Annotated in this window: 25 protein-coding genes; 21 read left to right on the forward strand and 4 right to left on the reverse strand. The window is 67.9% G+C overall.

The window, feature by feature from the left end:
- Positions 1 to 147 precede the first annotated feature (147 nt).
- The 9 genes from VZL07_RS31805 (at position 148) to VZL07_RS31845 (ending at position 5343) form a co-directional block, all read left to right on the forward strand.
- Complete coding sequence (locus VZL07_RS31805) at positions 148 to 1083, forward strand: major capsid protein (protein WP_426751704.1); 936 nt, start codon at positions 148 to 150, stop codon at positions 1081 to 1083.
- A gap of 71 nt (positions 1084 to 1154) precedes the next feature.
- A complete protein-coding gene (locus VZL07_RS31810; protein WP_426751705.1) occupies positions 1155 to 1601 on the forward strand; it encodes a hypothetical protein in 447 nt (148 codons plus the stop codon).
- A gap of 24 nt (positions 1602 to 1625) precedes the next feature.
- Positions 1626 to 2120, forward strand: a complete 495-nt coding sequence (locus tag VZL07_RS31815) for a DnaT-like ssDNA-binding protein (RefSeq protein WP_426751706.1) — start codon at positions 1626 to 1628, stop codon at positions 2118 to 2120.
- Positions 2117 to 2491 carry a hypothetical protein gene (locus VZL07_RS31820; protein WP_426751707.1) on the forward strand — a complete coding sequence of 125 codons (375 nt, stop codon included), beginning with the start codon at positions 2117 to 2119 and terminating at the stop codon, positions 2489 to 2491. Before VZL07_RS31815 ends, VZL07_RS31820 begins: the two co-directional genes overlap by 4 nt.
- A complete protein-coding gene (locus VZL07_RS31825; RefSeq protein ID WP_426751708.1) occupies positions 2488 to 2946 on the forward strand; it encodes an HK97 gp10 family phage protein in 459 nt (152 codons plus the stop codon). Before VZL07_RS31820 ends, VZL07_RS31825 begins: the two co-directional genes overlap by 4 nt.
- On the forward strand, positions 2943 to 3368 hold the full coding sequence (locus tag VZL07_RS31830) for a phage tail terminator-like protein (protein ID WP_426751709.1): 426 nt from the start codon (positions 2943 to 2945) through the stop codon (positions 3366 to 3368). The genes VZL07_RS31825 and VZL07_RS31830 overlap by 4 nt, the downstream gene beginning before the upstream one ends.
- Before the next feature lie 31 nt (positions 3369 to 3399).
- A complete protein-coding gene (locus VZL07_RS31835; RefSeq protein WP_426751710.1) occupies positions 3400 to 4539 on the forward strand; it encodes a phage tail tube protein in 1140 nt (379 codons plus the stop codon).
- A 49-nt stretch (positions 4540 to 4588) separates the two neighbouring features.
- On the forward strand, positions 4589 to 5032 hold the full coding sequence (locus tag VZL07_RS31840) for a hypothetical protein (RefSeq protein WP_426751711.1): 444 nt from the start codon (positions 4589 to 4591) through the stop codon (positions 5030 to 5032).
- Positions 5033 to 5052: 20 nt separating this feature from the next.
- On the forward strand, positions 5053 to 5343 hold the full coding sequence (locus VZL07_RS31845) for a phage tail assembly chaperone (RefSeq protein WP_426751712.1): 291 nt from the start codon (positions 5053 to 5055) through the stop codon (positions 5341 to 5343).
- Between the two features lie 35 nt (positions 5344 to 5378).
- Here the strand turns inward: VZL07_RS31845 and VZL07_RS31850 are convergent, their stop codons facing one another.
- Positions 5379 to 5846 (reverse strand): hypothetical protein, encoded by a 468-nt coding sequence (locus VZL07_RS31850; RefSeq protein WP_426751713.1) that lies wholly within the window; start codon positions 5844 to 5846, stop codon positions 5379 to 5381.
- A gap of 69 nt (positions 5847 to 5915) precedes the next feature.
- Between VZL07_RS31850 and VZL07_RS31855 the strand changes: the two genes are divergently transcribed.
- Complete coding sequence (locus VZL07_RS31855) at positions 5916 to 9614, forward strand: phage tail tape measure protein (protein WP_426751714.1); 3699 nt, start codon at positions 5916 to 5918, stop codon at positions 9612 to 9614.
- Positions 9615 to 9711: 97 nt separating this feature from the next.
- On the opposite strand, the gene VZL07_RS31860 is transcribed toward VZL07_RS31855, so the two are convergent.
- Positions 9712 to 10485 (reverse strand): hypothetical protein, encoded by a 774-nt coding sequence (locus VZL07_RS31860; protein WP_426751715.1) that lies wholly within the window; start codon positions 10483 to 10485, stop codon positions 9712 to 9714.
- 1051 nt (positions 10486 to 11536) lie between these two features.
- The gene (locus VZL07_RS31865) at positions 11537 to 11812 is read right to left on the reverse strand and encodes a hypothetical protein (protein ID WP_426751716.1); all 276 of its coding nucleotides are present in this window, start codon (positions 11810 to 11812) and stop codon (positions 11537 to 11539) included.
- Between the two features lie 409 nt (positions 11813 to 12221).
- Between VZL07_RS31865 and VZL07_RS31870 the strand changes: the two genes are divergently transcribed.
- The 6 genes from VZL07_RS31870 (at position 12222) to VZL07_RS31895 (ending at position 16145) form a co-directional block, all read left to right on the forward strand.
- Entirely contained in the window at positions 12222 to 13103 is an 882-nt protein-coding gene (locus VZL07_RS31870) for a hypothetical protein (RefSeq protein ID WP_426751717.1), read from the forward strand.
- A 2-nt stretch (positions 13104 to 13105) separates the two neighbouring features.
- Complete coding sequence (locus VZL07_RS31875) at positions 13106 to 13564, forward strand: hypothetical protein (protein WP_426751718.1); 459 nt, start codon at positions 13106 to 13108, stop codon at positions 13562 to 13564.
- A gap of 25 nt (positions 13565 to 13589) precedes the next feature.
- Complete coding sequence (locus VZL07_RS31880; RefSeq protein ID WP_426751719.1) at positions 13590 to 14180, forward strand: hypothetical protein; 591 nt, start codon at positions 13590 to 13592, stop codon at positions 14178 to 14180.
- A 58-nt stretch (positions 14181 to 14238) separates the two neighbouring features.
- Positions 14239 to 14829 carry a phage tail protein gene (locus VZL07_RS31885; protein WP_426751720.1) on the forward strand — a complete coding sequence of 197 codons (591 nt, stop codon included), beginning with the start codon at positions 14239 to 14241 and terminating at the stop codon, positions 14827 to 14829.
- A 138-nt stretch (positions 14830 to 14967) separates the two neighbouring features.
- A complete protein-coding gene (locus VZL07_RS31890; RefSeq protein WP_426751721.1) occupies positions 14968 to 15318 on the forward strand; it encodes a hypothetical protein in 351 nt (116 codons plus the stop codon).
- A gap of 131 nt (positions 15319 to 15449) precedes the next feature.
- Positions 15450 to 16145: a phage minor tail protein L gene (locus VZL07_RS31895; RefSeq protein WP_426751722.1), complete on the forward strand. Its 696-nt coding sequence runs from the start codon at positions 15450 to 15452 to the stop codon at positions 16143 to 16145.
- Positions 16146 to 16222: 77 nt separating this feature from the next.
- Here the strand turns inward: VZL07_RS31895 and VZL07_RS31900 are convergent, their stop codons facing one another.
- The gene (locus VZL07_RS31900) at positions 16223 to 16903 is read right to left on the reverse strand and encodes a PKD domain-containing protein (RefSeq protein ID WP_426751723.1); all 681 of its coding nucleotides are present in this window, start codon (positions 16901 to 16903) and stop codon (positions 16223 to 16225) included.
- Positions 16904 to 16971: 68 nt separating this feature from the next.
- Between VZL07_RS31900 and VZL07_RS31905 the strand changes: the two genes are divergently transcribed.
- Genes VZL07_RS31905 through VZL07_RS31925 form a run of 5 tightly spaced genes read left to right on the forward strand, consistent with a single transcriptional unit; the run spans position 16972 to position 23556 of the window.
- A complete protein-coding gene (locus tag VZL07_RS31905) occupies positions 16972 to 17679 on the forward strand; it encodes a C40 family peptidase (RefSeq protein WP_426751724.1) in 708 nt (235 codons plus the stop codon).
- Between the two features lie 23 nt (positions 17680 to 17702).
- Positions 17703 to 18740 (forward strand): hypothetical protein, encoded by a 1038-nt coding sequence (locus tag VZL07_RS31910; protein WP_426751725.1) that lies wholly within the window; start codon positions 17703 to 17705, stop codon positions 18738 to 18740.
- Positions 18730 to 21240 carry a host specificity protein J gene (locus tag VZL07_RS31915; RefSeq protein ID WP_426751726.1) on the forward strand — a complete coding sequence of 837 codons (2511 nt, stop codon included), beginning with the start codon at positions 18730 to 18732 and terminating at the stop codon, positions 21238 to 21240. Before VZL07_RS31910 ends, VZL07_RS31915 begins: the two co-directional genes overlap by 11 nt.
- Before the next feature lie 7 nt (positions 21241 to 21247).
- Positions 21248 to 23152, forward strand: a complete 1905-nt coding sequence (locus VZL07_RS31920) for a hypothetical protein (protein WP_426751727.1) — start codon at positions 21248 to 21250, stop codon at positions 23150 to 23152.
- Entirely contained in the window at positions 23149 to 23556 is a 408-nt protein-coding gene (locus tag VZL07_RS31925; protein WP_426751728.1) for a hypothetical protein, read from the forward strand. Before VZL07_RS31920 ends, VZL07_RS31925 begins: the two co-directional genes overlap by 4 nt.
- Positions 23557 to 23572: the final 16 nt, after the last annotated feature.

Genomic DNA, 23572 nt, shown 5'->3' on the forward strand with positions numbered 1-23572 from the left:
GCCGGAGGCAACCCGGGCGGGATGCCCGGCCGCTGTCCTCTCTCGACTCCACACTACACGTGCGCTCCAGGGCCCGAGTTGCCTCCCGCCCTTGGCGCGTCCGCAATCTCTCTCAGTCTCCCTCTCACCGAGGAGGAGCGACACTCTATGGCTTCAATCACCCTGGCCGAGTCCGCGAAGCTGTCCTCCGACGCCCTTGTCTCCGGCGTCATCGAAACCATCGTCACCACGGACCGGCTCTTCGAGCGGCTGCCCTTCGATGAGCTGGAGGGCAACTCCTTCACCTTCAACCGGGAGTCGGTGCTCGGCGATGTCGAGGTGCTGGGCGTCGGCGGCACTATCACCGCGAAGAATCCGGCCACCGTCGAGCAGGACACCGCGACGCTGACGCGCATCATCGGCGACGCCGAGGTGGACGGCCTCGTCCAGGCCACGCGCTCCAACGTCAACGACCAGGAGGGCTACCAGATTGTCTCCAAGGCGAAGTCCGCCGGTCGCAAGTTCCGCAGCATGCTCATCAACGGCACGGGACTCACCAACGAGTTCCCGGGGCTGCTGGCCCAGGTGGCCGCGGGGCAGACGCTGGTGGCCGGTGAGAATGGCGCCCTCTACGACGTCTCCTTCCTGGACGAGCTCATCTCCAAGGTGAAGGCGAAGGACGGCGAGGTGGACTTCATCTCCATGGCGGAGGTGATGCTCAACCGGCACTACGCGTACCTGCGCAAGCTGGGCGGCGCGAGCATCTCCGAGGTCATCACCCTGCCGAGCGGGAAGACGGTGCCGGCGTACCGCGGCATCCCCATCTTCGTGAATGACTACATCCCCACCAACCAGACGGAGGGGACGGCGACGGACTGCACCAGCATCATCGCGGGCTGCTTCGACGACGGCAGCCGGCGCGTGGGCATCGCCGGGCTGACGGCACCGGGCGAGGCGGCCGGCATTCACATCAAGGAGGTGGGCGAGCACCAGGAGCGCGATGAGCGCATCACCCGTGTCGTCTGGTACTGCGGGATGGCCGTCTTCAACGACTACGCGCTCGCCACGGTGAAGGGCATCCGCACCGCGCCGCTGCCGGCCTGAGCTGCGCCCCTCACGTTTCGCGGGGAGGCGTGGTGCTTCCCCGCTCCTCCCTTTCCACAGCAGGAGCAAGCATGGACGGCATTCGGATGATTCTGGTGGGCCCCAACGAGGGCAAGGACATCACCCTTGGGGGCTTCACCTTCAAAGGCGGCGAGTTGGTGCTGCCGCCGCGCAGCAGCGGGCCCGCGCAGCGCCTCCTGTCGCGCTACTACAGCGCGTACCCGGAGGGCAGCGTCGAGGGACGCAAGGCAAAGGAAGCCTACGAGCGAGCGCTGAGGGGCGGCGCCGGTGCCTCGCGCACCACGGCGGGCACCACCCAGCCGGAGGCGGCCGCCCCGGTGCAGGAGCAGCGGCAGGCCTTTGAGGAGCTGGTGTCCGAACTGGACAGGGTGAAGGCCGAGCTGCGCACCACGCAGGCGCAGCTGCGCGACACGCTCGCGGCGCCCCCGGCCCCGGCACCCGCCCCCGCTGAGGAAGCGCCCGCCGCGAAGGGCAAGGGCAAGGCGAAGGCGGAGTAGTCGGCAGCCCCCGGAGGACACCTCATGCCCCTCGACGCAACGCCCAGCGGGCCGGAAGCGAATTCGTACTGCACGGTGGTGGAGGCGGACGCCTACCACTCCGCGCGCGGCCACAACGCCGCGTGGGAGTCCGCCACGCAGGAGGCGAAGGAGCGGCACCTCATGTGGGCCACGCGCCTGCTGGACACCCACTACGGCTACGCGGGCAGCCGGGCCACGGCGCAGCAGGCCCTGGCCTGGCCCCGGCGCGGCGTGGTGCTGGATGGGGTGACGCTGCCCGCCACTGCGGTGCCGCTGCGCGTGCGCGGGGCGGTGGCGGAGTTCGCCTTCCGCCTCATGGCGGAGGACTGGACGGCCGGCCTCGGGCCCATTGTGGACGAGGGCGTGAAGGTGGGGCCGCTGGAGACGTCCCCGGAGAGGCACGTGCCGATTCCGGAGCAGGTGGCCACGCTGCTGCGCCCCTTCCTGCGGGGGGCCAGCGTGGGTGGCATCGGCACCGTGGGGCTTGTCCGGGGATGAGCGCCCAGGCGGACAGACTGGCCCGCAAGGCCCTCGCGCTGCTGGAGCGCTTCGGCCAGGGCGCCACCCTCACCCGGCGCACGACGGGCGCGTACGCCCCGGCCCTCTCCACGGCGCCGGCCACCGTCACCACGCACGCGGTGCAGGTGCTGGTGCAGGCCGACAACGGGTACCAGGAACTGGTGCCCGCCGGCACGGTGAAGGTGGGCCGGCGGAAGGTGCTGGTGGCCGCGGCCGGGCTGCCGGTGACGCCGGGCCCCGGCGACGAGGTGGGGCCGCTGGAAGGGTGCACCTGGCGGGTGCTTCGGACGGACCCGCCGGTGCAGCTGCAGGGCACTCCCGTCCTCTACGTCCTCCGGGTGGTGGCATGAGTCTGAAGAACACGGACCGGCGCGCACGCCGGGGCAGCTTCACCCGGCAGGTTCAGGCCTTCGTGAAGGTGACGGAGGAGCGCGCCAACGAGGTGGTGCGGAAGACGGCGCTGGGCATCCTGGCCAACGTCGTCACCGCCTCGCCCGTGGACACCGGGCACTTCCGGGGGAACTGGCGCGCGGGCGTGGGCGCCCGGCCCGACGGCACCCTGGAGGCCACGGACAAGGACGGCGGCGCCACCATCACCGCGGCGAAGGATGCGCTCGAAGCCGCCAAGCTGGGCGACACCGTGTACGTCGCCAACAACCTGCCCTACGCGCGCCGGCTGGAATTCGGCCACAGCCAGCAGGCGCCCCGCGGCATGGTGCGTACCACCCTGGCCAACCTGTCCGAGATTCTGGGAGAGGCTGTGGGCGAGGCGAAGCAGGAGGCAGGGAAGGGGGACGGCACGTGAGTCCGCCCCTTCTCGACATCCCCCAGGCGTTGGAGCTGCGCGCGCGCGAGGTGCTGGCGCCGCTGCTGGGCGAGGGCAACCTCGCCTACCCCAACATCGTCTTCACCCCCACGCCGGGCGTGCCCTGGGCTCGGCTGGACTGCCTCCCGGCCCGGACGTCACCCGCTGGAGCCGGGGTGGACTCGCACACGCGGCGCCCGGGAGTCTTCCAGGTGCTGCTCTTCCACCCCCTCGGCGAGGGGACGGCAGGCAGCCTCACCGTGGCCCAGGCGCTGTGCGACGCCTTCAAGCGGGGCACGAGGTTGGAGCGCAACGACACGGTGGTGAGCATCCACTCTGCCTCCGTCGGCCCCGCGCTGCGAGACGAGCCGTGGTGGGCCACGCCCGTCAGCATTTCCTGGTTGGTGCACTCGTTGGACTGAGCTGCCCCTCGCGGGCAGCGGGAGGAGACACATGGCTTCAGCTTCTGGACAGCGCACCGCGCTGCGCTTCGCACCGGAGTCCGAGTACGGCGTGCCCGGCACGGCGTACCAGGCGCTCCGCTTCACGGACACCAGCCTCAACCTCACGAAGGAGACGTACCAGTCCAACGAGATTCGGGCCGACCGGCAGACGGCGGACCTGCGCCACGGCATGCGCAGCGTGGGCGGCGACTTCTCCTTCGAGCTCTCCCGCGGCACCTTCGACGTCCTCCTCGCCGCCGCCCTCAGCGGCACGTGGCGCGCGGTGACGACGGGCGCGGCCTCCCTGGCGGCGGAGGCGGACGCCTTCGTCCGCACCGCCGGCAGCTTCCTCGAGGACGGCTTCCTGCCCGGGGACATGGTGACGGCCTCCGGCTTCGCCGAGGCGGACAACAACGGCCGGGCGAAGGTGACGGCCGTGTCCGCGCTGCGCCTCGAGGTGGACAGGGCGCTCACCGTGGACGCGGCGGCAGCGGACCGCACCGTGGCCCTGGTGGGCCAGCGCTTGGCCAACGGCACCGAGCTCGTCACCTTCGGCCTGGAGCGGGCCTTCACGGACATTGGCCAGTACCTGCTGTACCGGGGCTGCGCGGTGGACAGCCTCTCCCTCTCCGTGGCTCCCGGCGAAATCGTCACGGGCACCATGGGCTTCCTGGGCAAGGACATGGTGCAGGCCACGGCCACCCACGCGGCCTCGCTGGCCCCGGCCGGTACCGGCAGCCCCTTCGACGCTTTCACCGGCGCGCTGTACGAGGGCGGGCAGCTGGTGGCCAACGTGACGGCCGTCGAGCTGGAAATCGCCAACGGACGCAGCGTCCAAGGCGTCGTCGGGCAGAACAGCCCCCAGGAGATTCACGAGGGGGCCTTCGTCGTCTCCGGCAGCATTAGCGCGTACTTCAAGGACGACGTCCTCCTCAACCGCTACCTCAACGAGGAGGAGTCCAGCCTTGAGCTGCTCCTGGAGGACGTCAACGGGACGGACTTCCACTCCATCCGCATTCCCCGCCTCAAGTACACGGGCGGCGACGTCGACAACCCGCGCGAGGGCCCCGTCACCGTCAGCCTGCCCTTCACCGCGCTGCTGGATGCCACCTCCGGCGCCACCATTCTCTACCAGCGCAGCAACCCGTAACCGGAGCGGCTTCGCGCCCTCCACCCGCTTCCAGAAGGAGTAGCCCCCTATGACTACCCCCGCCGCACTCGACCTCGGCAGCCTCCAGCGCAGCGACACCACCACCGTGGAGATTGTCCACCCGGCCACCGGCGACGCCACGGGCATGAAGGTGGTGGTGCACGGCGTGGACTCGCCCACCTACCGCGAGGCGGACCGCGCGCTGCGCAACCGCCGCCTCCACAAGCTGCAGCACTCCGGCCGCGCCTCGAAGGTGACTGCGGAGGACACCGAGGCGGACGGCCTGGAGCTGCTGGTGCGCTGCACGGCCTCGTGGGAGGGCTTCAAGGAGAACGGCGAGCCGCTGCCCTTCTCGAAGGAGAATGCCCGCCGCGTGTACCAGGAGCACCCCTGGCTTCGCCGGCAGGTGGACGCAGCCGTCACGGACGCCGCCAGTTTTTTCGGTACCTCGCCGAGCAGCTCCTCGGCTTCGCCCAGCACCAATTCCGCCTGAGCAAGTCGGACGCCTCCGGGGTGCCACTCCGGGCGCACCTGGAGCAGGTGGCGAAGGCCACCGGCCAGGCGCCGGCCGAGCTGGTGGGGGAGTACGAGTTGCCTGACGCGCTCGCCCACGTCTGGGAGTGGTTCTGCGAGCTGAGCAACGCCCGGGCGCCCGGGGCCTTCTCCCTGGCGCCCATATCCTACCAGGACGTGGAGGCCTGGGCGCGCCTCACGGGGAACCAGCCCACGCCGGCGGAGGTGGGCCTCCTTCGGCAACTCGACGACGCCTTCCGCGTGGAGATGACGCCGAAGCCGAAGAAGTGAGGGAGGACGACGTGAGGCGGGAAGCGTGGGCGCGGCTACTGCTGCTGCGGGACGACGGGCCGGGCTGCTGCCTCCTTCGCTTCCTGCTCGGCCATGACGGCGTCGATGCCGCGGAGCTCGGACACGGGCTTGATGACCTCAAGTCCGGTGTCTCGGTCGCGGTAGCCGACGTGTGTCCAGCCCTCCTTCTCGGTTTCTTCCTTCCCTGCGTCGTACTTCGACATCTCCTTCAACATGGCCTCTCGAATTTGCTCCGGAGTGCCGGGGCCGAATGGCTGTACGCGGATGAAGATGGTGTGGTGCTTCCCTTCGGCCACCCAGCGGAGATCCGGCCGGCCATCAATCTCGTTGCTCAGGCGAATCATCTCCAGGCGCTTTGCCTCCAGGCGTTTGTCCTCATCGGTGCGGAAGTCGCACCCGAAGAGAGGCACTGCCAGGGCCACCATTACGTAGAGCGCGCGCATGGCGCCGTAGGCCAGCACACCAAGCGCGTGGTGTGCCACTACTCACCAGTTCAGGTTGTCCGTGCCCACCCGCACAACGCCGCCCACGGGCGGTGACAAGGAGTCGCCATGTCCAACGGACCAGACCTCGCCGAACTCTCCGTCCGCATCGACACGTCCGATGCGAAGACGGGCGTCACCGAACTGACGAAGCTCGGAGCGGCGGCAGAGAAGACGGAGGCGGCCACCAAGAAGACTGAAACGGCCACCGAGCTCTACGCGAAGAGCTTGGAGCGCATGGTGAAGGAGGTGAACGAGACAAACGAAGCGCTGGCACGCATGCGCACCGTAAGCAAGGACCTGGAGACGATGGGAGAGGCAGCCACTGCTCTCCAGGCGGCGTTCCGGGACACCTCGGGGCTGGAGCGCTTCCACACGCGCCTGGGCGCATTGGACGCCGCGACGGGCCGGCTCCAGGCGTCGTTCACCGATACCTCGGCGGTGAGTCGCTTCATGGGCGAGCTGTCGAAGGCCACCATGAACCTCTCGAAGATGCAGGCGGAGCACACGCGCGCCGCTGGTGCCGTCCAGGAGATGAAGCGCGCTGTCGAGGACACCGAGAAGCCGGTGAACCGCCTCTCCCAGGGGCTTGGCGGGCTGCTGACGAAGGTCGCTGGCTTCGCGGCGCTGAGCTCGGCGCTCCGGAGCGCGACGTCGGAGGCGCTGGCCTTCAACACCGCCATGGCCCAAATCAGCACCCTGCTTGAGGGAGACCAGCTTCAGATGATGGGCACCCTCACCGAGCAGGCGAAGGCCCTCGGTGCGGAGTTCGGACGCGTGCCCACGGAGCAGGCGAAGGCGCTCTACGAAATCATGAGCGCCGGCGCGAGCGACGCGACTCAGGCGACGGAACTCCTTCGCGTGGCGAACAAGCTGGCCATCGGAGGCGTGACGGAGGTGGGGGTGGCGGCGGACGGACTCACGTCCATCATGGCGAGCTACGGGGCCCAGATTCGCGACGCCACGGTGGCAGCCGACGCGATGTTCGTCTCTGCCGCGGACGGGAAAACGTCCATTGAGCAGATTGCCCGGCACATCGGCAAGCTGGCGCCCATCGCCTCTCAGGTGGGTGTGTCGCTCCAGGAGTTGCTCGCGGCGAACGCGGCCCTCACCAAGGCCGGCATTAAGACGGAGACGGCCATGGAAGGACTGCGCTCCATCCTCGCGCAGGTGGCCAAGCCGTCGAATGAAGCCCGGGACCTGGCGCGGGCGCTGGGCATCGAGTTCACGACGGCAGGGCTCAAGGCGAAGGGCCTGGCCGGATTCCTCGCCGACATCACGGAACGAACGCAGGGCAGCACCGACCAGCTTGCCATGCTCGTGGGTGGCGTCGAGGCGCTACTGCCCGCGATGACCCTGTCTGGGAGTGGCGCCGCTGACTTCGCCAACTCGCTGCGGAACATGGAGACGGCCGCCGGGAGAACGGAGACGGCCTTCTTGCGAATGGCGGACACGCCGCAGATGAAGCTGGACCAGCTCCACGCGAAGTTCGTCGCGCTCCAGACGGAGGTGGGTGACGGAGTACTCGCGGAGCTGGACCCCGTCATGAGCAGCCTGCTCCAGAACTTCGATGCCGCGGCAACGGCCGTCGGGTACCTCGCCCAAGGCATGGCCATCCTGACGGCGATGAAGGCCGCTTCGTGGGCTCAGGAATGGACCAAGGGACTGCTGGACAAGGCGGCCGCGGTGAACCGGAACAAGGACGCCGTGACGAAGGCTGCGCTCGCCGAGGCGGGGTACGTACGGATGTGGGAGACGACGCGGCAGGGCGCACTTCGCGCGGCCCTGGCCACGCTCGAGCAGCGCCAAGCGGCGCTCCAGTCCGCTGCCGCGCTTGAGGGCCCCTTCACCGTCGCCCACACACGCGCCGCCTTGGCCTCCAACGCGCTCGCCCAGGCCAAGGTGCGAGAGGCCATCGCCGTGGCAGAGGCTTCGGTGGCCGCGCGGGCCGGTGCGGCGGCGCTGAGCATGCTTGGAGGGCCCATTGGCGTCGTGACCATGGCTCTCGGCGTAGCGATTTCGGCCTTCTTCGAGTTCGGCCGAGCGGCCGACGAGGCGCGTGAGAAGGCCCGGCAGTTCGCCCAGGAGTCGGGCGCCTCCGCTAATAAGGGAAGCCAGATCATTGTCGACCTGGTGGAGCAGACGCGTGCGCTCCAAGACCAGACACGAGCGATGGAGGCGTTCACCATCGCCAAGGGGAAGATGGCCGCCCTTGGGGGGAAGTACCAGGACCGGTTGACCGAGGAGGTAGACACCATCCAGGAACTGGCTGCAGCCTATGAGTCGGTCGCGCGCATTGATCTTGCGGATGCCGAGAAGGAAATCGACCGGCTGAATAGGGAAGTAAAGGACATGCAGAACCGCATCATGACGGTGAATCACAAATGGGGACTCGCCGACATTAAGGACTTCAAGCGGGCGCGTCAGGACCCCAGGTTTCGGGACACGATTGAGAAGAGACTCGTCCCCCTGGAGAAGGACCTCGCGGCGCAGCAGCAGCGGGCAGCCGAAATCAAGGAGTCCCTGGCCAAGATGAGCGAGGCCGTGGCCGCCGCCTCCAGGAAGGAAGCCGCCGCCGCCGTGACGCTCACCCAAGAGCACAAGGTCGCCGCCGAGGCCGCGCAGAAGTCCGGCAAGGAGATTCTGGATGAGCTCAAGGCCAGGGAGCAGGCCGCGGAGCGCGCCGAGGAGTGGGTGCTGCGCTTGGAGGAGGAGGCCCGCGGGGCCGGACTCTCGCGCGAGGCGGCAATGCGCCTCACCGACCAGTACGCGAAGCTGACGGACGTCCAGAAGAAGCGCGCCGACGAGGCCCTCCGCATCATCGAAACCTCGAAGGCGGCGGCGAAGGCGGACGAGGAGCGGAAGCGCATCGTCGAGGAGTTGAACCGCGAGCTGGGCGACTCTGGCGCCGCGAAGTACGCCCAGGCGCAGCGCATCCTCCGGGAGGAACTGGACAAGGGGAAGCTGTCCGCGAAGGAGTACCAGGACCAGCTCGCGAAGGCCCGCACCCTCTGGACGAAGGAGGGGAAGGCGGAGGCTCAGCTGGTGAAGGACATGGAGCTGCTCCAGCGGCAGCTCAACCCCCTGGAAGAGGTGCGGAAGCGCGTCGAGATGCTGAACAAGCTCCTGGACGAGGAGCGCATCAGCATGGAGGCGTACCAGAAGGAAATGGTGCGCCTGCACAGCCAGATGAGCGACGGCTTCTCCCTGGCCCGGGACGCGATGATGTCCGCCACCAACGCGATGGAGGATGCCTTCGTCACCTTCGCCACGACGGGGAAGTTCGAGTTCCGGGAGATGGTGAACTCCATCCTCAAGGACATCGCCCGGCTCCTCGCCCACAAGGCCTTCACGGCCTTCGTGGACATGGGGACGTCGGCGCTCCTCGGCGGCGTGACGGGGGCGAGCTTCGCCTCGGGGGGAGCCGCTGCGGGCGGCGTCACCGCGGGCAAGTCGGCCTTCGACATGTCAGCGCCCGCCGTTATGAAGAGCGGCTCACCCTTGGTGGACGGGCCGGCGAAGCTGGTGACGCCCGTCGTGCCGACCGGGGCCACCAGCATGGCGCTCCCCGCAGGCGCTGTGCCGCCCATCAACGTGAACGTTCACGTGCACCAGGACGGCTCAGTGCGCGCGGACGTGCAGGCGCCTGGCACGACGGAGGAATCGCGGCGCCTGGGCCAGCACCTGGGGCGAGCAGTCCGCAGGGTGATGTTGGAGGAGATGCGGCCCGGTGGCTTCGTTTACGACTTCGTCAATCGGCGAAGGTGAAGGGTGAGCACTGACTCAGGCGGCGTCGAGCCATGAGCACGGTGGATTGGCCACCCGCTCCCTCTTGGAGAGTAGTGCTGCATATCCAGGAGTTGGTCTACTTTGCCGCCGTCCTTGCCCGGGGTGGCTCCAGCAGAAACTTCGCATGGTCGATTGGGTTGAGGACGCTGAACCCCTCCTCGTGCCCCAACTTCGCAAGCCTATTGTACTCGCGGATGAGGTCATTCACCCTGTGGCGTAGGATGTTCGTCTGCGAGAAAATGTAGGGCGCTCGGCTGTCATCATGTTGCTCCGTCACTGTTTCGCATTCACGCAGGTAGCGCGGCAGTTTTTCCAGGAGCCGATGGAGTGCTTCGTTCAGGATGCGCGCAGCCAGTTCGCTCTGTGGTGGAGTAACGCTCTTTGGCATGACGTTAAAGGGCATGCAGTACGCCGTCACTACATCCCTCAGCAGGTGTGCCTCCTGCGTCGCCTTGCCATCGAGCAGATTGACGAGTTGCTCGATGGTATGTGACGCGGTGTTCGCGTCTCCCCTCCACGGGGACAATTGGCTTGTAACGAGTGCGAGTGCATCGCTCGTGATTTTCGAGAAGCGTGAAAGCCGCGCTGCCTCGTTGCGCGCGTGCTTCCGGGCACGAACAATCGCTCTGCACTTCGTGAGGAGTGGTTGGCCGAACAGTAGAAGGCTCAGGGCGGACCCGAATGACACCAACTGGGGAGCGACGGGACCGATGTCCTTCCAAGACGTGACCGCGCCAAGAACAAGTGTCGCAAGCGCAATGAGCACCGCGAGCTTTTCGGTCCATTTGGGGCCTTCGGGAGTGGATGGCGGCTGCTGCAATGTGAGCTGGGTGAGCGGATGGAGAGTCAAACGTTGCCTCGCGAGACGAGAGGTCTGCGACAGTATCGCAGGTTCTCCCGCGTACACAGTTGCGGGGGGATGCGCGTCAATGCTAACGGCTCGTGTCTCCCTCGGTTAGCAGCACGTGCCTTGTCTCATCCGAGCAGCCGGTGAATCCGAGGGCGTTTGAAGAAGGGACCTGGCGTCTCTGCGTGGCGTGACCGTCTCACCGGGGAGACGCCAGCGCTGGCGCGGTGAGAGCGGTGGAGGACGGCATGGTCCTTGCTCTGGGCGGCCTCGTTAAGCCGGGCTCGCGCGGGACTTCGCCAGCGCAGTTCCGGCCGGAGGACTTCCTTATGGCCCTCGGACGTCCCGCGCCCGCTTCCCTTCGCTTCGTCTCGGTGCTCGCCACCGTGGCCTTCCTGCATTGCGGCCCCACTGACGAGGACGACGGTCGCCCGCCGCCGTCATCCTCGCGAGACGGGGGCTCCGTCGAGCAGGACGCCGGGGCGCCCCCAGGTGACGCCGGCAGCACCTGTACCCCGAGGTGCTCGGGCAAGTCCTGCGGCCCAGACGGCTGCGGCGGGACGTGCGGCACCTGTAGGGCAGGGACGGTGTGCGACGCGGACGGGCAGTGCGCGGCCACCTGCACTCCTTCGTGCTCCGGGAAGACGTGCGGCAGCGACGGGTGTGGAGGAAGCTGCGGCTCGTGCGGCTCCGGTGATGCGTGCGAGGGCGGCCGGTGCGTGTGCGTCCCGAAGTGCGACGGGAGGCTGTGTGGGCCGGACGGCTGCGGTGGCACCTGCGGCACCTGCCGCACGGGCACCATGTGCAACGCGACAGGCGCCTGTGTCTGCGTACCTCAGTGCCAGGACAAGGTGTGCGGCTCCGACGGGTGTGGCGGAACTTGCGGCACCTGCCCGGCCAACTCCACCTGCAATGCCGACGGGGAAAGCTGCGCTTGTGCCGCCGGGTACGTCCCGAACCAGGCCGGAACGGGCTGCGTGCGCATCGGCGGCGCCTGCCAGGGCATCAACCAGTACGGATACTGCACCGGCGACACCTGGGTGAGGTGCGACGCTCAGGAGGGGGTTGTCGCGCTCAACTGCGGGCCCGGGCAGTGCAAGCGAATCGCGGCTGACGGCAGCGGGGCGTGCCGGTGCGGCAGCGTCGATGCCAACGGCGTTTGCGCGTCCGCCACGGGCACCAGCGTGGCCAATCCGCGGGTCCACTTCACGTGCGCGACGAGTGCGGGCGTGCTCATCGCGTCGAACTGCGCCGCGGAAACCAACTCCTCAGCGGGCTTTTGTTCCACGTTCGTAACGGCGTTCGGCCACCAGACGAGCTGCTTCTGCAACACGTGCTCCGTGCCCAACGCCGCGGGCCAGTGCCGACCGCTGTGCAGCAACCCGAGCGACTGCCGGTACTTCCCAGGGCAGAACGTCCACACCTGCGGCTTCTGACGCGTGTCCCGCCCAGCGGGCGCCAATTCACTGCGCAGCTCTCTTCCCGGCCTGCCCGGCTCGCCGTGGGCGCGCTGGCTGGAAGGCTGCGACTTCCACCTCTCTCAGCATGGAGCACCCATGGAATCCATCACGTCACGCAGCACGGGCCTCCCGGGCCTTGAGCCCGAGCCCTCATTGTCGGAGGCAGCCGCGGGTACGGCACGCCCGCGCGGTTCAGCCCTTGCGAAGGTGGGCAACTCCATCGAGTCCTTCGGGAGCTCCGTCTCGGGGCGCCAGGGGCCCGAGGGGGGACCCACGGCCATGGCTCTGGTCCTCGCCAGCGCGCAGCCAGAGGCCGTTGTAAAGGCAGAGCGCATGCCCGCCGCGGGGCTCAAGGCTCAGAGGAGTGAGCAGGGGGCGCAGAAGGGGCTTCTCAGCCGCATCGGGTCCGCCGTGTCGGGCGGCCTCCGGCGGGTGGGAGACGCCGTCGGTGGCCTCGTGAGCGGGGCGGCGGATGCCGTTGTGGGCCTCGTGCGCAACGGCGCGGAGGCGGCGCAGACGCTCGCCAGCGGCCTGGGCCAGGTGTTCACCGGGCGCTTCCGGGAGGGCTTCAGCGAGCTCGCGCGCGGCCTGGTGCAGGTGGTCCAGACGCCGGTCGACGCGGTGCTCATGGTGGGCGGCAGGGCCATCAGCGCCGTCCAGACGCTCCTGGGTGTGGAGCCCGTGCGACGCGGGCTGACGGGCGTGGAGGAGGCTGCCCTTCGGCAGGTGTACGGCGACTCCCTCGACTACTCGCGCATCAGCATCAAGGAGGGCGACGCGGGGCTCCTCACGGCGTCTGGCCGGCCCTTCGCGCACGGGAACACCATCTACATCCCCCAGCGCTTCCTCCCGCTGCAGGTGGACCTGCTCGTCCACGAGGCCGCGCACGTCTGGCAGCACCAGAATGGTGGCACCGACTACATGAGCGAGGCGCTCTTCGCGCAGGCCTTCGGCGACGGGTACAACCTCGGCAAGGCGCTCCGGGAGGGGAAGTCCTGGAGCGAGATGAACCCGGAGCAGCAAGCCGAGCTGCTGGAGCAGGGCTACCGCGCTGGCTTCTTCGAGACGCCGCCGAGGCGCTTCTACCTCGGCGGCGTTGACTACACCGCGCAGCTCGAGGCCGCGGTGCGCGAGGTCCGGGCTGGCCGGGGGGCGCCGTAGCCATGCGCCTTCACCGACTTCTGCGGCTTGCGGTGGTGGCTGTCCTCGCAGCCCTTGTGGGGGCCTGCGAGCCGCCGCTCATCGTCGAGCTGGCGTCCGCCCATGAGCGCCTTCCCACGCCGGCCTTCGTCATCAGCGAGCCGTCGCAACCAGACGGCGTGCCTCGGTACGACTCCCTAAGCATCGTCGACAAGGACGGCGCGGTGATGTGGGCTGTCCGCGTCCTGCCGACGCACGTCGGGCCCGGGGCGCCACGCGTCATGTACGGCGAAGCTCCGGAGGGCTTCGAGGTGGTGCATGCGGCGCAGACTCTGGAGCACGGCCACGTCTACCTGGTCTCCGTCGCGGGCGAGGGGAGGGGGACCCTGCTGTTCCGCGTCGAGGGGAACGGACTCCTAAGCCAGGAGATGGGCTCCCCCTTGCTTGCCGTTGCTCCTACGCTTCTGGTTTTCTTGCGATAGCACCTGCATGCGGAGGCAATCGGCTGTGGATATGGATGACGTTCAATGGGAAGTTGAGGAGGCCATCGCTCAAAAGCTTGAGTCCATCGAGGTCGCCGCTGCGGCAATCGCGAAGTTGGTGGAAGAGGACGCTGTCAAGGCAGTCTGGGAGGGGGCCGAGGCAATCATCCTCAATGCTGGCGCAGAGATGACACGGGCGCTGAATAGAGAAGGACGGCTCGGCGCACTGAAGAAGAAGATCAATTCGAGAGCTACTGAAGTCGCCACGGGCGTTCGTAAGGCGCTCGCGAAGCCTAAGTTCTGGCCTCACCAGTCCGGTCATGATTTCAATGCTGGTGTCACTGGCCTAATGGTGCGTTCTTCAATCGATCCGCAGCCGCCTGACGAGTTCGTAAAGCTCGTGAATGTGCCAGTGAGCGCGAGGGTGAATGAAGTCCTTGCTAGTTTTGGATACACCCATCCGATGGGGCCGGTGAAGTGGTCAAAGGTGACGGTTACTCGCATCGAGGAGTACATGTCCGAGGTCAAACGACTGCGTGACCTGCAGTCGAAGCTTGAATCTCATATTCAAGCCAAGCGCCATCAGGAGTTGGTCGATTTGTGGCGCAAGGTGTAACCGCCGCCGAAGAGAAAACGCGGAGGATTCAGTCCACGCATGACGCGAGCATTGCGCGATGGAACGTTTCCCGTTCACGCCAAGCTGGGGTGCCCAGCTTGAGAGCCAGCCGCGGGTGCGCAAGGCGCAGTTCGGCGACGGCTACTCCCAGCGCTCGGAGGACGGTGCCCGGGGCCTTCTCCAGCGCTGGTCCCTCCAGTTCACCGCCCGCCGGAAGTCAGAGGCGGACGCGCTCGACGCCTTCCTCCGCGCGCACCGGGGAACGGCCGCCTTCGAGTTTGTGGTGCCGGACAGCGCATGGTCCGTCGCCGGGCAGCCGTTCGGCACCGGGGACGGGGCTAGGACGCAGTTCCTCTTGCAGCGCCCCATAGCCCCGGACGCGACGGTGGGCGAGCTGGTGCCCGCTGTAGGCTGGGAGGCTGCACCGCTCGTGTACCGCGACGGCGTGTTGCTGGGGGCGGGGGCCGACTACACACTGGCGCCCTCGGGGCTTGTCACCTTCACCGCGGCGCCGCCGACTGGCGCCCAGCTCACCTTCACCGCGGCCGGCGCCCAGGTGCTGCGCGTCGTCTGCGACCGGTGGACGAGCACACTGAAGGGATTCAACGCCTACGACGTCTCCGCCGAGTTCCAAGAGGAAGCAGGGTAAGGGCGCTGACGCATCACCCCGGGGAGGTATTGCACACCCAGGCGGGTTCAGGTTGCCTCTCTTGTCCGGTGTGCCGCGCTCATGCGACTCACCGGACCGACCTGGAGAGTCAGGTCTGCTTGTACTTGGGGGTACGCAATGGCAGTGCAGTACGACCCGAACATCATCCGCGGCTATGCTGAAGCACTCTACCGTCGAGCGAGCCGCATCGTCTTCATGACGGGCTTCATCGGCTTCATCCTCGGTATCCTTGGTGGGAGCGTCATCACGGCGCCGATGAAGAACGGCGCACCGTTTACGCTTATTTGCGCGCTCGTCGGCGCCTTCATCGGCGTCACCATTGGCCGGGGGCGGGCCTTCGCCCTCCAGCTTCAGGCGCAGTCGGCGCTTTGCCAGGTGGCTATCGAGGCGAACACGCGGCGAGCTGCCGATGCGGCCGCAACTGCTCCCCGGACGGCCGAAGCCGCCCACCTTTCACAGGTGGGCTGAGTCCCGGACGGCGTCCACCCTGCGTGTGAAGATAGGGGCATGCTCCACGGCGCCCCTGTCCACGTCGCGCGGCTCCTCGCCAACGCCATTCCGCCCCTGGGCGCTTCGCCCGGGGCGCTCGGGGGCGTGCAGTGAGCATCGCCGAGGACATTCAGAAGCTGGAGCTGGGCGCTCTCGTGGAGCTCTTCGTCTTAGACGCCACGTCGCTGCCTGGCGGAGGCATCAGCTACTTCCACGCGGGCACCAACGGGCTGGGCGGGCCGGTGGTGTGGCAGGGCGCGGAGTACCAGCCCTGGCCCGTGGAGGCGCGGGGCTTCGAGAAGTCCGGCACGGGGCGCCTGCCGCGGCCGACGCTCACCATGGCCAACGTGGTGGGCACCATCGGCGCTCTGGCCCGGGACTTCAATGACCTGCTCGGCGCGCGCGTCCTCCGTAAACGCACCTTCGTTCGCTACCTCGACGCGGTGAACTTCCCTGGCGGCGTCAACCCCACCGCCAGCCCAGTGGAAGCCTTCCCCGACGACGAATTCGTCGTGGACCAGAAGACGTCCGAGTCGAAGCACTTCATCGAGTTCGCGCTCGCGGCGCGGTGCGACCTGGACGGCATCCGTCTCCCGCTGCGCGTGATTACTCAGATGTGCGGGTGGGAGTACCGGAAGGAGGGGTGCGGCTACGCGGGCCCTCCCGTCGCGAAGGTGGACGACAGCCCGACGACGGCACCGGAGGAGGACCGGTGCGGGAAGCGGCTGGGGAGCTGTAAGCTGCGCTTCGGGGAGACCGCCGTTTTACCATTCGGTGGCTTCCCCGGCGTCGGTCTGCTGCGGTGAGGCGGAGCGCTCGTACTAGCTGCTGCGCAGCTCTTGGCAGTGTGTTGAGCGGCGACTGGGAACCAGTGGCGAGGGGCCTAGTTAAGCAGAATATTGGTGCAATTATCGTTTAAGGTGACGACGCCTCGCCAGCTCATCCCACTCTGCGCAGTTGCGAAATATTCATACGTTCCGTATGGCATATCGACAAAGTCGGCGTAGCCCTGGTTCTTGGCGCATCCCTGGAACTGGTAGTGTCCCCTGCTGATTGTTCGCGCCATCCCGTTGATGTAGACTGTGATGAAGCCGTGGATTGTCGTGTTCGTCCAGAAGTAAAGGTCTGAGTCGGGGTTGTCGACTCGGACGGATATTGTGTCTGTGTCTGAGCCGACCGAATTTTCGACGGTTACACTGACGGCGTAAGTCCCGGACGACTCGAATTTGTGTCCGGGTCTTTGCGAGGTTGATGTTTGTCCGTCGCCAAAATCCCATCTGTATGTGTATGGCCCGTGGTCGTCATCGGATAGCGCGGCGGTGAAAATTACGGGCTCTGCTGTGTTGGCTCCGAAGCTTGGGCTGTAGTCTATGTATGAAATTTGTGGTGCCTCTTTGGGGCCGCTGAATGGATCGCATCCTTGGGTGGCGACGGCAATCATGAGTAGTGCGATGTGATGTGCTTTCAAGGTTCTCTCCTTGTGTGTGGATTGATGGCGGTTTTGGATGTGCAATCCATGCATGGAGTCGATCTGGTGCGAACGCCTTGGCTGGACGATGTCCACGAAGTCGTCGAGAACTTATGGCAGTCAGGGTGTCCTCACATTTCCCCCATCCCGGCAGCGTTTTGGCTATGCACCATTCTATCATTGCTGCTGCACAAGTGCATGCTCGGTCCGAGTACCCCCGCGAGTCCTGCGGTCTCGTGGTGGCTGTTGCCGGTGGGCAGCGGTACGTGCCCTGCCGCAACCAGGCCGAAGGGCAGGCTCACTTCATCCTCCACCCCGAGGACTACGCGCGCGCGGAGGGGGAAGGGGAGGTGCTGGCGGTGGTGCACTCCCACCCCAACGCGGCCCCGGAGCCGAGCGAGGCCGACCGCGTCAGCATGGAGCGCTGGGGCCTGCCCTGGCTCATCGTCAACGTCCCTGTGGGCCACTGGCGGGTGTGGCACCCCACCGGGTACCGGCCGCCGCTGGTGGGCCGTCCCTTTAGCCATGGCGTCCTCGACTGCTTCAGCCTCATCCGCGACTACTACGGCGAGCGGCTGGGGCTCGAGCTGCTCGACTTCCACCGACCGGACGGCTGGTGGGACAAGGGTGGCAACCTCTACCTGGAGGGGTACGCCCAGGCGGGCTTCGTGGACGTCACCGGCCAGCCGCTGCGTGAGCACGACGTCCTCCTCATGCAACTGCGAGCCCCGGTGCCCAACCACGCGGGCGTCTACCTGGGGGCGGACGTCGTCCTCCACCACCTCCAGAATCGGCTGTCTGGAAGGGAGACGTATTCGGGCTTCTGGGAGCGCATCACCCGGAAGGTGGTCCGACACCGCACCCTATGCTGACGACGGTAGTCCTCGGAGGTCCGTTGGGCCGGCACTTCGGCCGCATCTGGCGGCTGGACTTGAGCGTGCCCTCGCCCGCGGAGGCCGTGCGCGCCCTCTCGGCCGTGTGCGAAGGCTTCGCGCGCTACCTGGTGGAGCACAGCGCGCCAGGCTTCCACGTCTTCGTCGGCAAGCGCGACGTGGGCCCGGACGAGCTGGCGCGCCCCGCTGACGCGCCCGTCATCACCGTCATGCCTGCCCTGGCCGGGGCGAAGCAGGGCGCCTTCCAGGTGGTGCTGGGGGCCGTGCTCATCGCTGGCGGCGCGGTGCTGTCCGCCTACGGCTTCGGCGCGGGCACGCCCCTCATCACTATGGGCGCCTCCTTGGTGGTGGGCGGCGTGTCGCAAATGCTCTTCGCGCCGCCCGTGCCCGCGGCCCCGGACGAGGCGCCGGAGAACAAGCCCAGCTATGCCTTTAACGGCCCCGTCAATACCCTCGCCCAGGGCCACCCGGTGCCGATCTGCTACGGGGAGCTGGAGGTGGGCAGCTGCGTCATCTCCGCGGGCATCGTCACCGAATGGAGCGAGGGTGGCGGCTTCGGCGGGCGGTACGGCAGCGGGCAGACGGGCCCGGGAGGGCAGAGCCCCACGGGCGGTGGGTGCCCGGCGCCGTGGGTGCCGATTCTCCTGGCGGACGGTCGCGAGGTGCCTGCCGGCGAGGTGGCGGTGGGCATGCGCGTGCTCACCCAGCATGAGACGACGCTGAGGTGGGGCGCGTACCCCGTCACCGACGTGGCCCTCATGGAGGCGGAATGCTGGCGGTTGGAGCTCGAGGACGGCCGCGTCTTCGAGGGCACGTACAACCACCGCGTCCGCACCGAGGAGGACTGGGTGGAGTTGCGCCACCTGGTTTCTGGCACGCTGCTGCTGGGCGCTCAGCCGGGCGTGGTGCGGGTAGCGGCTCCGTGCGGCCGCGGGCCCGTGGTGCGCATCACCGTAGACGGGGCGCACACCTACCAGACGCTGGGCTTCCTCTCGCACAACGCGAAGCGCGCGGACCCGGAGGCGCCTCATGAAATCTGAGAAGGGGCCCCTCATCGGCTATGGCGGTGAAAGCGGGGGCAAGGGCGGCAGTGGTGCCCAGCGCACGCCCGTGGAGCACCCGGACACGCTGAAGTCCACCAACTACGCCCGCGTGCTGGACTTGCTCTGCGAAGGAGAAATCGTCGGACTCGTGGACGGGTTGAAGTCCGTCTACCTGGACGGCGTACCCGTGCAGAATCCCGACGACACGTACAACTTCCGCGACGTCACGCTCTACGACGTGCAGGGGACACAGGGGCAGGAGTACATCCCCGGCTTCCCCTCCGCGGAGGCGGAGTTCTCCGTCAACACCGAGGTGAAGCGGAACACCCCCGTCGTGCGCAGCGTCACCGACGCCAACGTGGACGCGGTGCGCATCACCGTGCAGGTGCCGCAGCTCTCCTTCCAGAGTCCCACCACCGGCGACCTCATGCCGTCAATGGTGCAGGTCGCCATCGACGTGCAGAGCAACGGCGGTGGCTTCGTCGAGCAGGACATGGAGGGCGCGGGCGTCTTCGCTGGCAAGTGCACCAGCCCCTACGAGAGGACGTACCGTGTGGAACTCACCGGCAGTCCGCCGTGGGACATCCGCGTGCGGCGCCTCACCGCGGACAGCACGCAGGCCAACCTGCAGAACAAGACGGTGTGGAAGTCCTACGCCACCCTCATCGACGAGAAGCTGAGCTACCCCAACAGCGCACTGTGCGCCCTCCAGGTGTCCGCGCACCAGTTTCAGTCGGTGCCCACGCGCTCGTACCGAATTCGGGGGCTGAAGGTGCGGGTGCCGAGCAACTACAACCCGCTGACGCGGGAGTACTCGGGCACCTGGGACGGCACCTTCAAGGTGGAGTGGACGGACAACCCGGCCTGGTGCTTCTACGACTTGCTGACGACGAAGCGCTACGGCCTGGGCCGCTTCCTCAACGAGGCGCACGTCGACAAGTGGGGGCTGTACACCATCGGCCGCTACTGCGACGAGCTGGTACCGGACGGGCAGGGCGGCGTGGAGCCACGCTTCCGCTGCAACCTCTACCTCCAGACGCAGGCGGACGCGTACCAGGTGGTGAACAACCTCGCGTCCATTTTCCGGGGCATGACGTACTGGGCGAGCGGCGCGGTGTACGTGGCCCAGGACGCGCCACGGGACGCCGAGTACCTCTTCACCCCGGCCAACGTGGTGGACGGCCTCTTCACGTACTCCAGCAGCGGCCGGCGCGCGCGGCACACCGTCGCGCTCGTCACCTGGAATGACCCGGCCAACCACTACAAGTCCGCGAAGGAGTACGTGACGGACGAGGAGGGCCTGCGCGAGTACGGCTACAACCCCACGGAGGTGGTGGCGCTCGGCTGTACCTCGCGCGGCCAGGCGCAGCGGGTAGGGCGGTGGCTCCTCTTCACCGAGCGGCTGGAGACGGAGACGGTGGTGTTCCGCACCGGACTCGAGGGCGCGCTGCGAAACCCGGGGGCCGTGGTGAAGATTCAGGACCCGTACCGGGCCGGGCGCCGCTGGGGCGGGCGCGTCGTGGCCGCCACCGCCACCCAGGTGGAGCTGGACGCCGACGTCACCCTGGAGGCGGGGAAGACGTACTCCCTCTCCGTGGTGCTACCGGACGGGACGGTGGTGGAGCGCGAACTGGCCCAGCTGGCGCCGGCGCCGTACCGGGCCCTCACCGTCGCCACGCCCTTCCCGGCGGCGCCCGCCCGAAACGCCGTCTGGGTGCTGGCGGCGTCGGACCTGGTACCCACCACGTGGCGCATCCTCAGCGTGGCCGAGGTGGAGCCGCACCTCTACGAAGTCACCGCGCTGCGCCACCACCCTGGCAAGTACGACGAGGTGGAGCTCGGCGTGAAGCTGCAGCCGGTGCCCACCTCGGTGCTGCCTTCCTCGGCGCCGCCCGCGGAGCTGACGCTGGGGGAGAGCCTCTACAAGACGACGAATGGCGGGCTGAAGGTGTCCCTCAACGCCCGCTGGGCGCAGCGCCCCAGCGCCACCGAGTACGTGGTGCGCTGGCGGGTGGATGGGGGCAATTGGACGACGGAGACGGGGGTGCAGTCCCACTTCTGGGAGCTGCGCGACATCAACCCCGGCATGTACGACGTGCAGGTGGCGGCCGTCCTCAACGGCCTCGTCACAGCTTACGCCGAGGCCTCGTACAACGTGCTGGGCAAGCTGGCGCCGCCCTCGGACGTCGTGGGCTTCGGCTACACCCTCAACGGCAACACCGCCACGCTGCGGTGGACTGAAATCCCGGACCTGGACCGGGACACCTACGAGCTGCGCTACGGCGGCGCCGACTGGGACTCGGCCACCTTCATCTCAAGGGTGCGCGCCACCGCGCACGAATGGCCCGTGCCAGGGCCGGCGGACTACGTGGTGCGCGTGAAGGCCATCGACACCACGGGCAACCCCTCCACCAACGACGCCACCGTCATCGTCCGCGCGGCGCCCACCACGCCCGCGTCCATCTCCATGACAGTTTCCTCCACCCCTCCACCGTGAGGAGAGCATGCGCTCCCGCGAACGCGAGTTGCAGGGCGGCATTGAAGTTGACGGCCCCCAGGGCAGCCCCAACCCCCAGGTACTCCTGCCGAAGTACATCGACATCCGCTGGGAGCACACCGAGACGCTGCCTGCGCACCTGCTGGTGGGCTTCCAGGTGGCCGTTTACGAAGGGGATGACCCCAATGACACCGATTCCTACTTCCTGGAGCCGGTGCGCGTCGGCCCCGCGGAGCGGCGTGTGGTGGTGTCGCTGCGCCTGTCCACCTCGACAGAGGTGAAGTGCGCCGTCCAGGCCCTGTACTCCAACGGCACGCAGAGCAGCTGGCGCGTCCTTGGGGGCGCGGTGGTGGCGGACCCGGACACGGTGAAGCTGGCCACGGCGGACCTGAAGAATGTCCCCGCGGCGGCCGCCCAGGAGGCGTCGCGGAATGCCGTGGGCGCCTTCACCGAGGCCTTCGAGCGCTCGCCCTTTGACTTGGGCAACTGGCTCCCTAACCCATCTCTCCCTCCACCGGCTGCGTCCCTCGTTTCGGGGGAGGGCTTCTCCGGTGGCAACGTCCTGCGTTGCACCAACGCCGTGTGGATGTACTCCACGGTGAAGCTGCCGTACGACCCGACGAAGCTCTACCGCCTGCGCTGCCGCGTGCGCCAGCTCCAGGAGCCCACGTCCGGAGGAAAAGCCCTCTACTGCGGTCTCGTCGGCTGGGCCGCGGACGGCGTCACCATGGTGAATGCCGGGGGACTCAATGACTTGGGCAGCCAGCACTACTACTGCATCGGCGGCGCGCTGCTGCCCGCTTCAACCGAGTACAGCGAATTCACGGGCTGGGTGAAGGGGCTGGGTGACGTCGCGGAAAACTGGCCTTCGCAGGACCCGCGCAATCCCCGGCCCATGCACCACGCCACGCGGTACGTGTCACTGGTGCTTATCGCCAACCTGGACGCCGGCAACGGGGTGGTGGACTTCGACTCCGCAGTGGTGGACGTCTTCGATGAATCGGCCACGCCGCGCGTGTACACGGCCCTCAACCCGGACGGGTCGATTTCCTACAATGTGGGCATCTCCGACGGGAGTGGTGCACCGCGCACTATCGCCAAGGGCCGCCAGGCGCAGCTCGCCGCGCATGGGAACTACGTGGCCTTCAGCCCGCCCTTCCAGAACACGCCCATGGTGCTCCTGCGCGGGGGACTCACACACGAGCCGCGCGCGAAGTGGGGGCCGACGGGAAGCGGCACTGAGACGGGGGCCTACAACCCCTCTCTGCCGACGTATGACGACACCCAGGCCATCATGAATGGGGGCAGCGGCTTCACGCTGCGCGCCCGGCTGCGCCAGCGCGGGGGCAACGTCACTGCTCGAGCGAACAACCCAGCCAGCGCATCCAACCTCGCTACGGGCATCGGCTCGACGGTGGAGGTGACGCTCAGCAATGCCCCGGCGACGAACGACCAGTACGCGCTGCGTTTCAACGCCACCATCTACCTGCGGACGCAGCCGAGGACGGGGGAGACGGGCGTGGGGGGAGGGGGCTGGGAGGCTGGCACTGCGCAGGGACGCATCGTGGTGGCGCTGGACAGCCTGGACGTGGGGCAGTCCTGGGTGGAGCGCGCAACCGCTACCTTGTGGGCGAACTCCATCAACAACACCGTTAACTGGGTGCAGGCCTCGCGCACGTACACCGGGGAGGTGCTGACGGCCGCGGCCCCGGGCCTGGGCGCTGCGGACAGGCTTCGGCTGCGCATCAAGTCCGTGTCCGTGCCGGAGGGAAGCAACCAGCCCACCGTGCACGTCTGGCACTCCAGCGTGGATGCGGGCGCGGGCGTTACCTACAGCACCTCGAGCGACCAGTACGCCTCGAAGACGCCAGACGAGGGCGACCAGCTTTATTGGGAGGCCCTCGACGCATGAACTGGAAGCCGAAGACGCTGAAAGACCACCTCGACGCCGCCCGCCAGCGACCCTTGGCCATGCTGCTGCGCGCCAAGACGGGTGAGCCGGCGCGGGGGCCGGCCGGTGAAGTGCTGCGCCCCACCGCGGTGGAAGAGCCGGAGAATCCGCTGCGGCCTTGCCCCTGTGGACGGCACCAGCAGGCGGACATGATGACGGACGTATCCATGGTACCCCCTTCCACGCGGGAGGCGTGGGGGCTCGTCCCTGACGCGGACTTCATTTGCGATGGGTGCCTCAACGGGATTCATCTGCGCGGCTTCGCCACCCGGGAGGAAATACTGGAGGCGCTCGGCGCGCCGACGACTCTCGTACAACTCGTTCGAGCGGTTCGGCTCCGCTCGGGCGTTGGCTCGGGGGGGTGAGCGTGCTCCCCTGTTG

The organism is Pseudomyxococcus flavus (genome assembly GCF_050038885.1).
Lineage (GTDB): Bacteria > Myxococcota > Myxococcia > Myxococcales > Myxococcaceae > Myxococcus > Myxococcus flavus.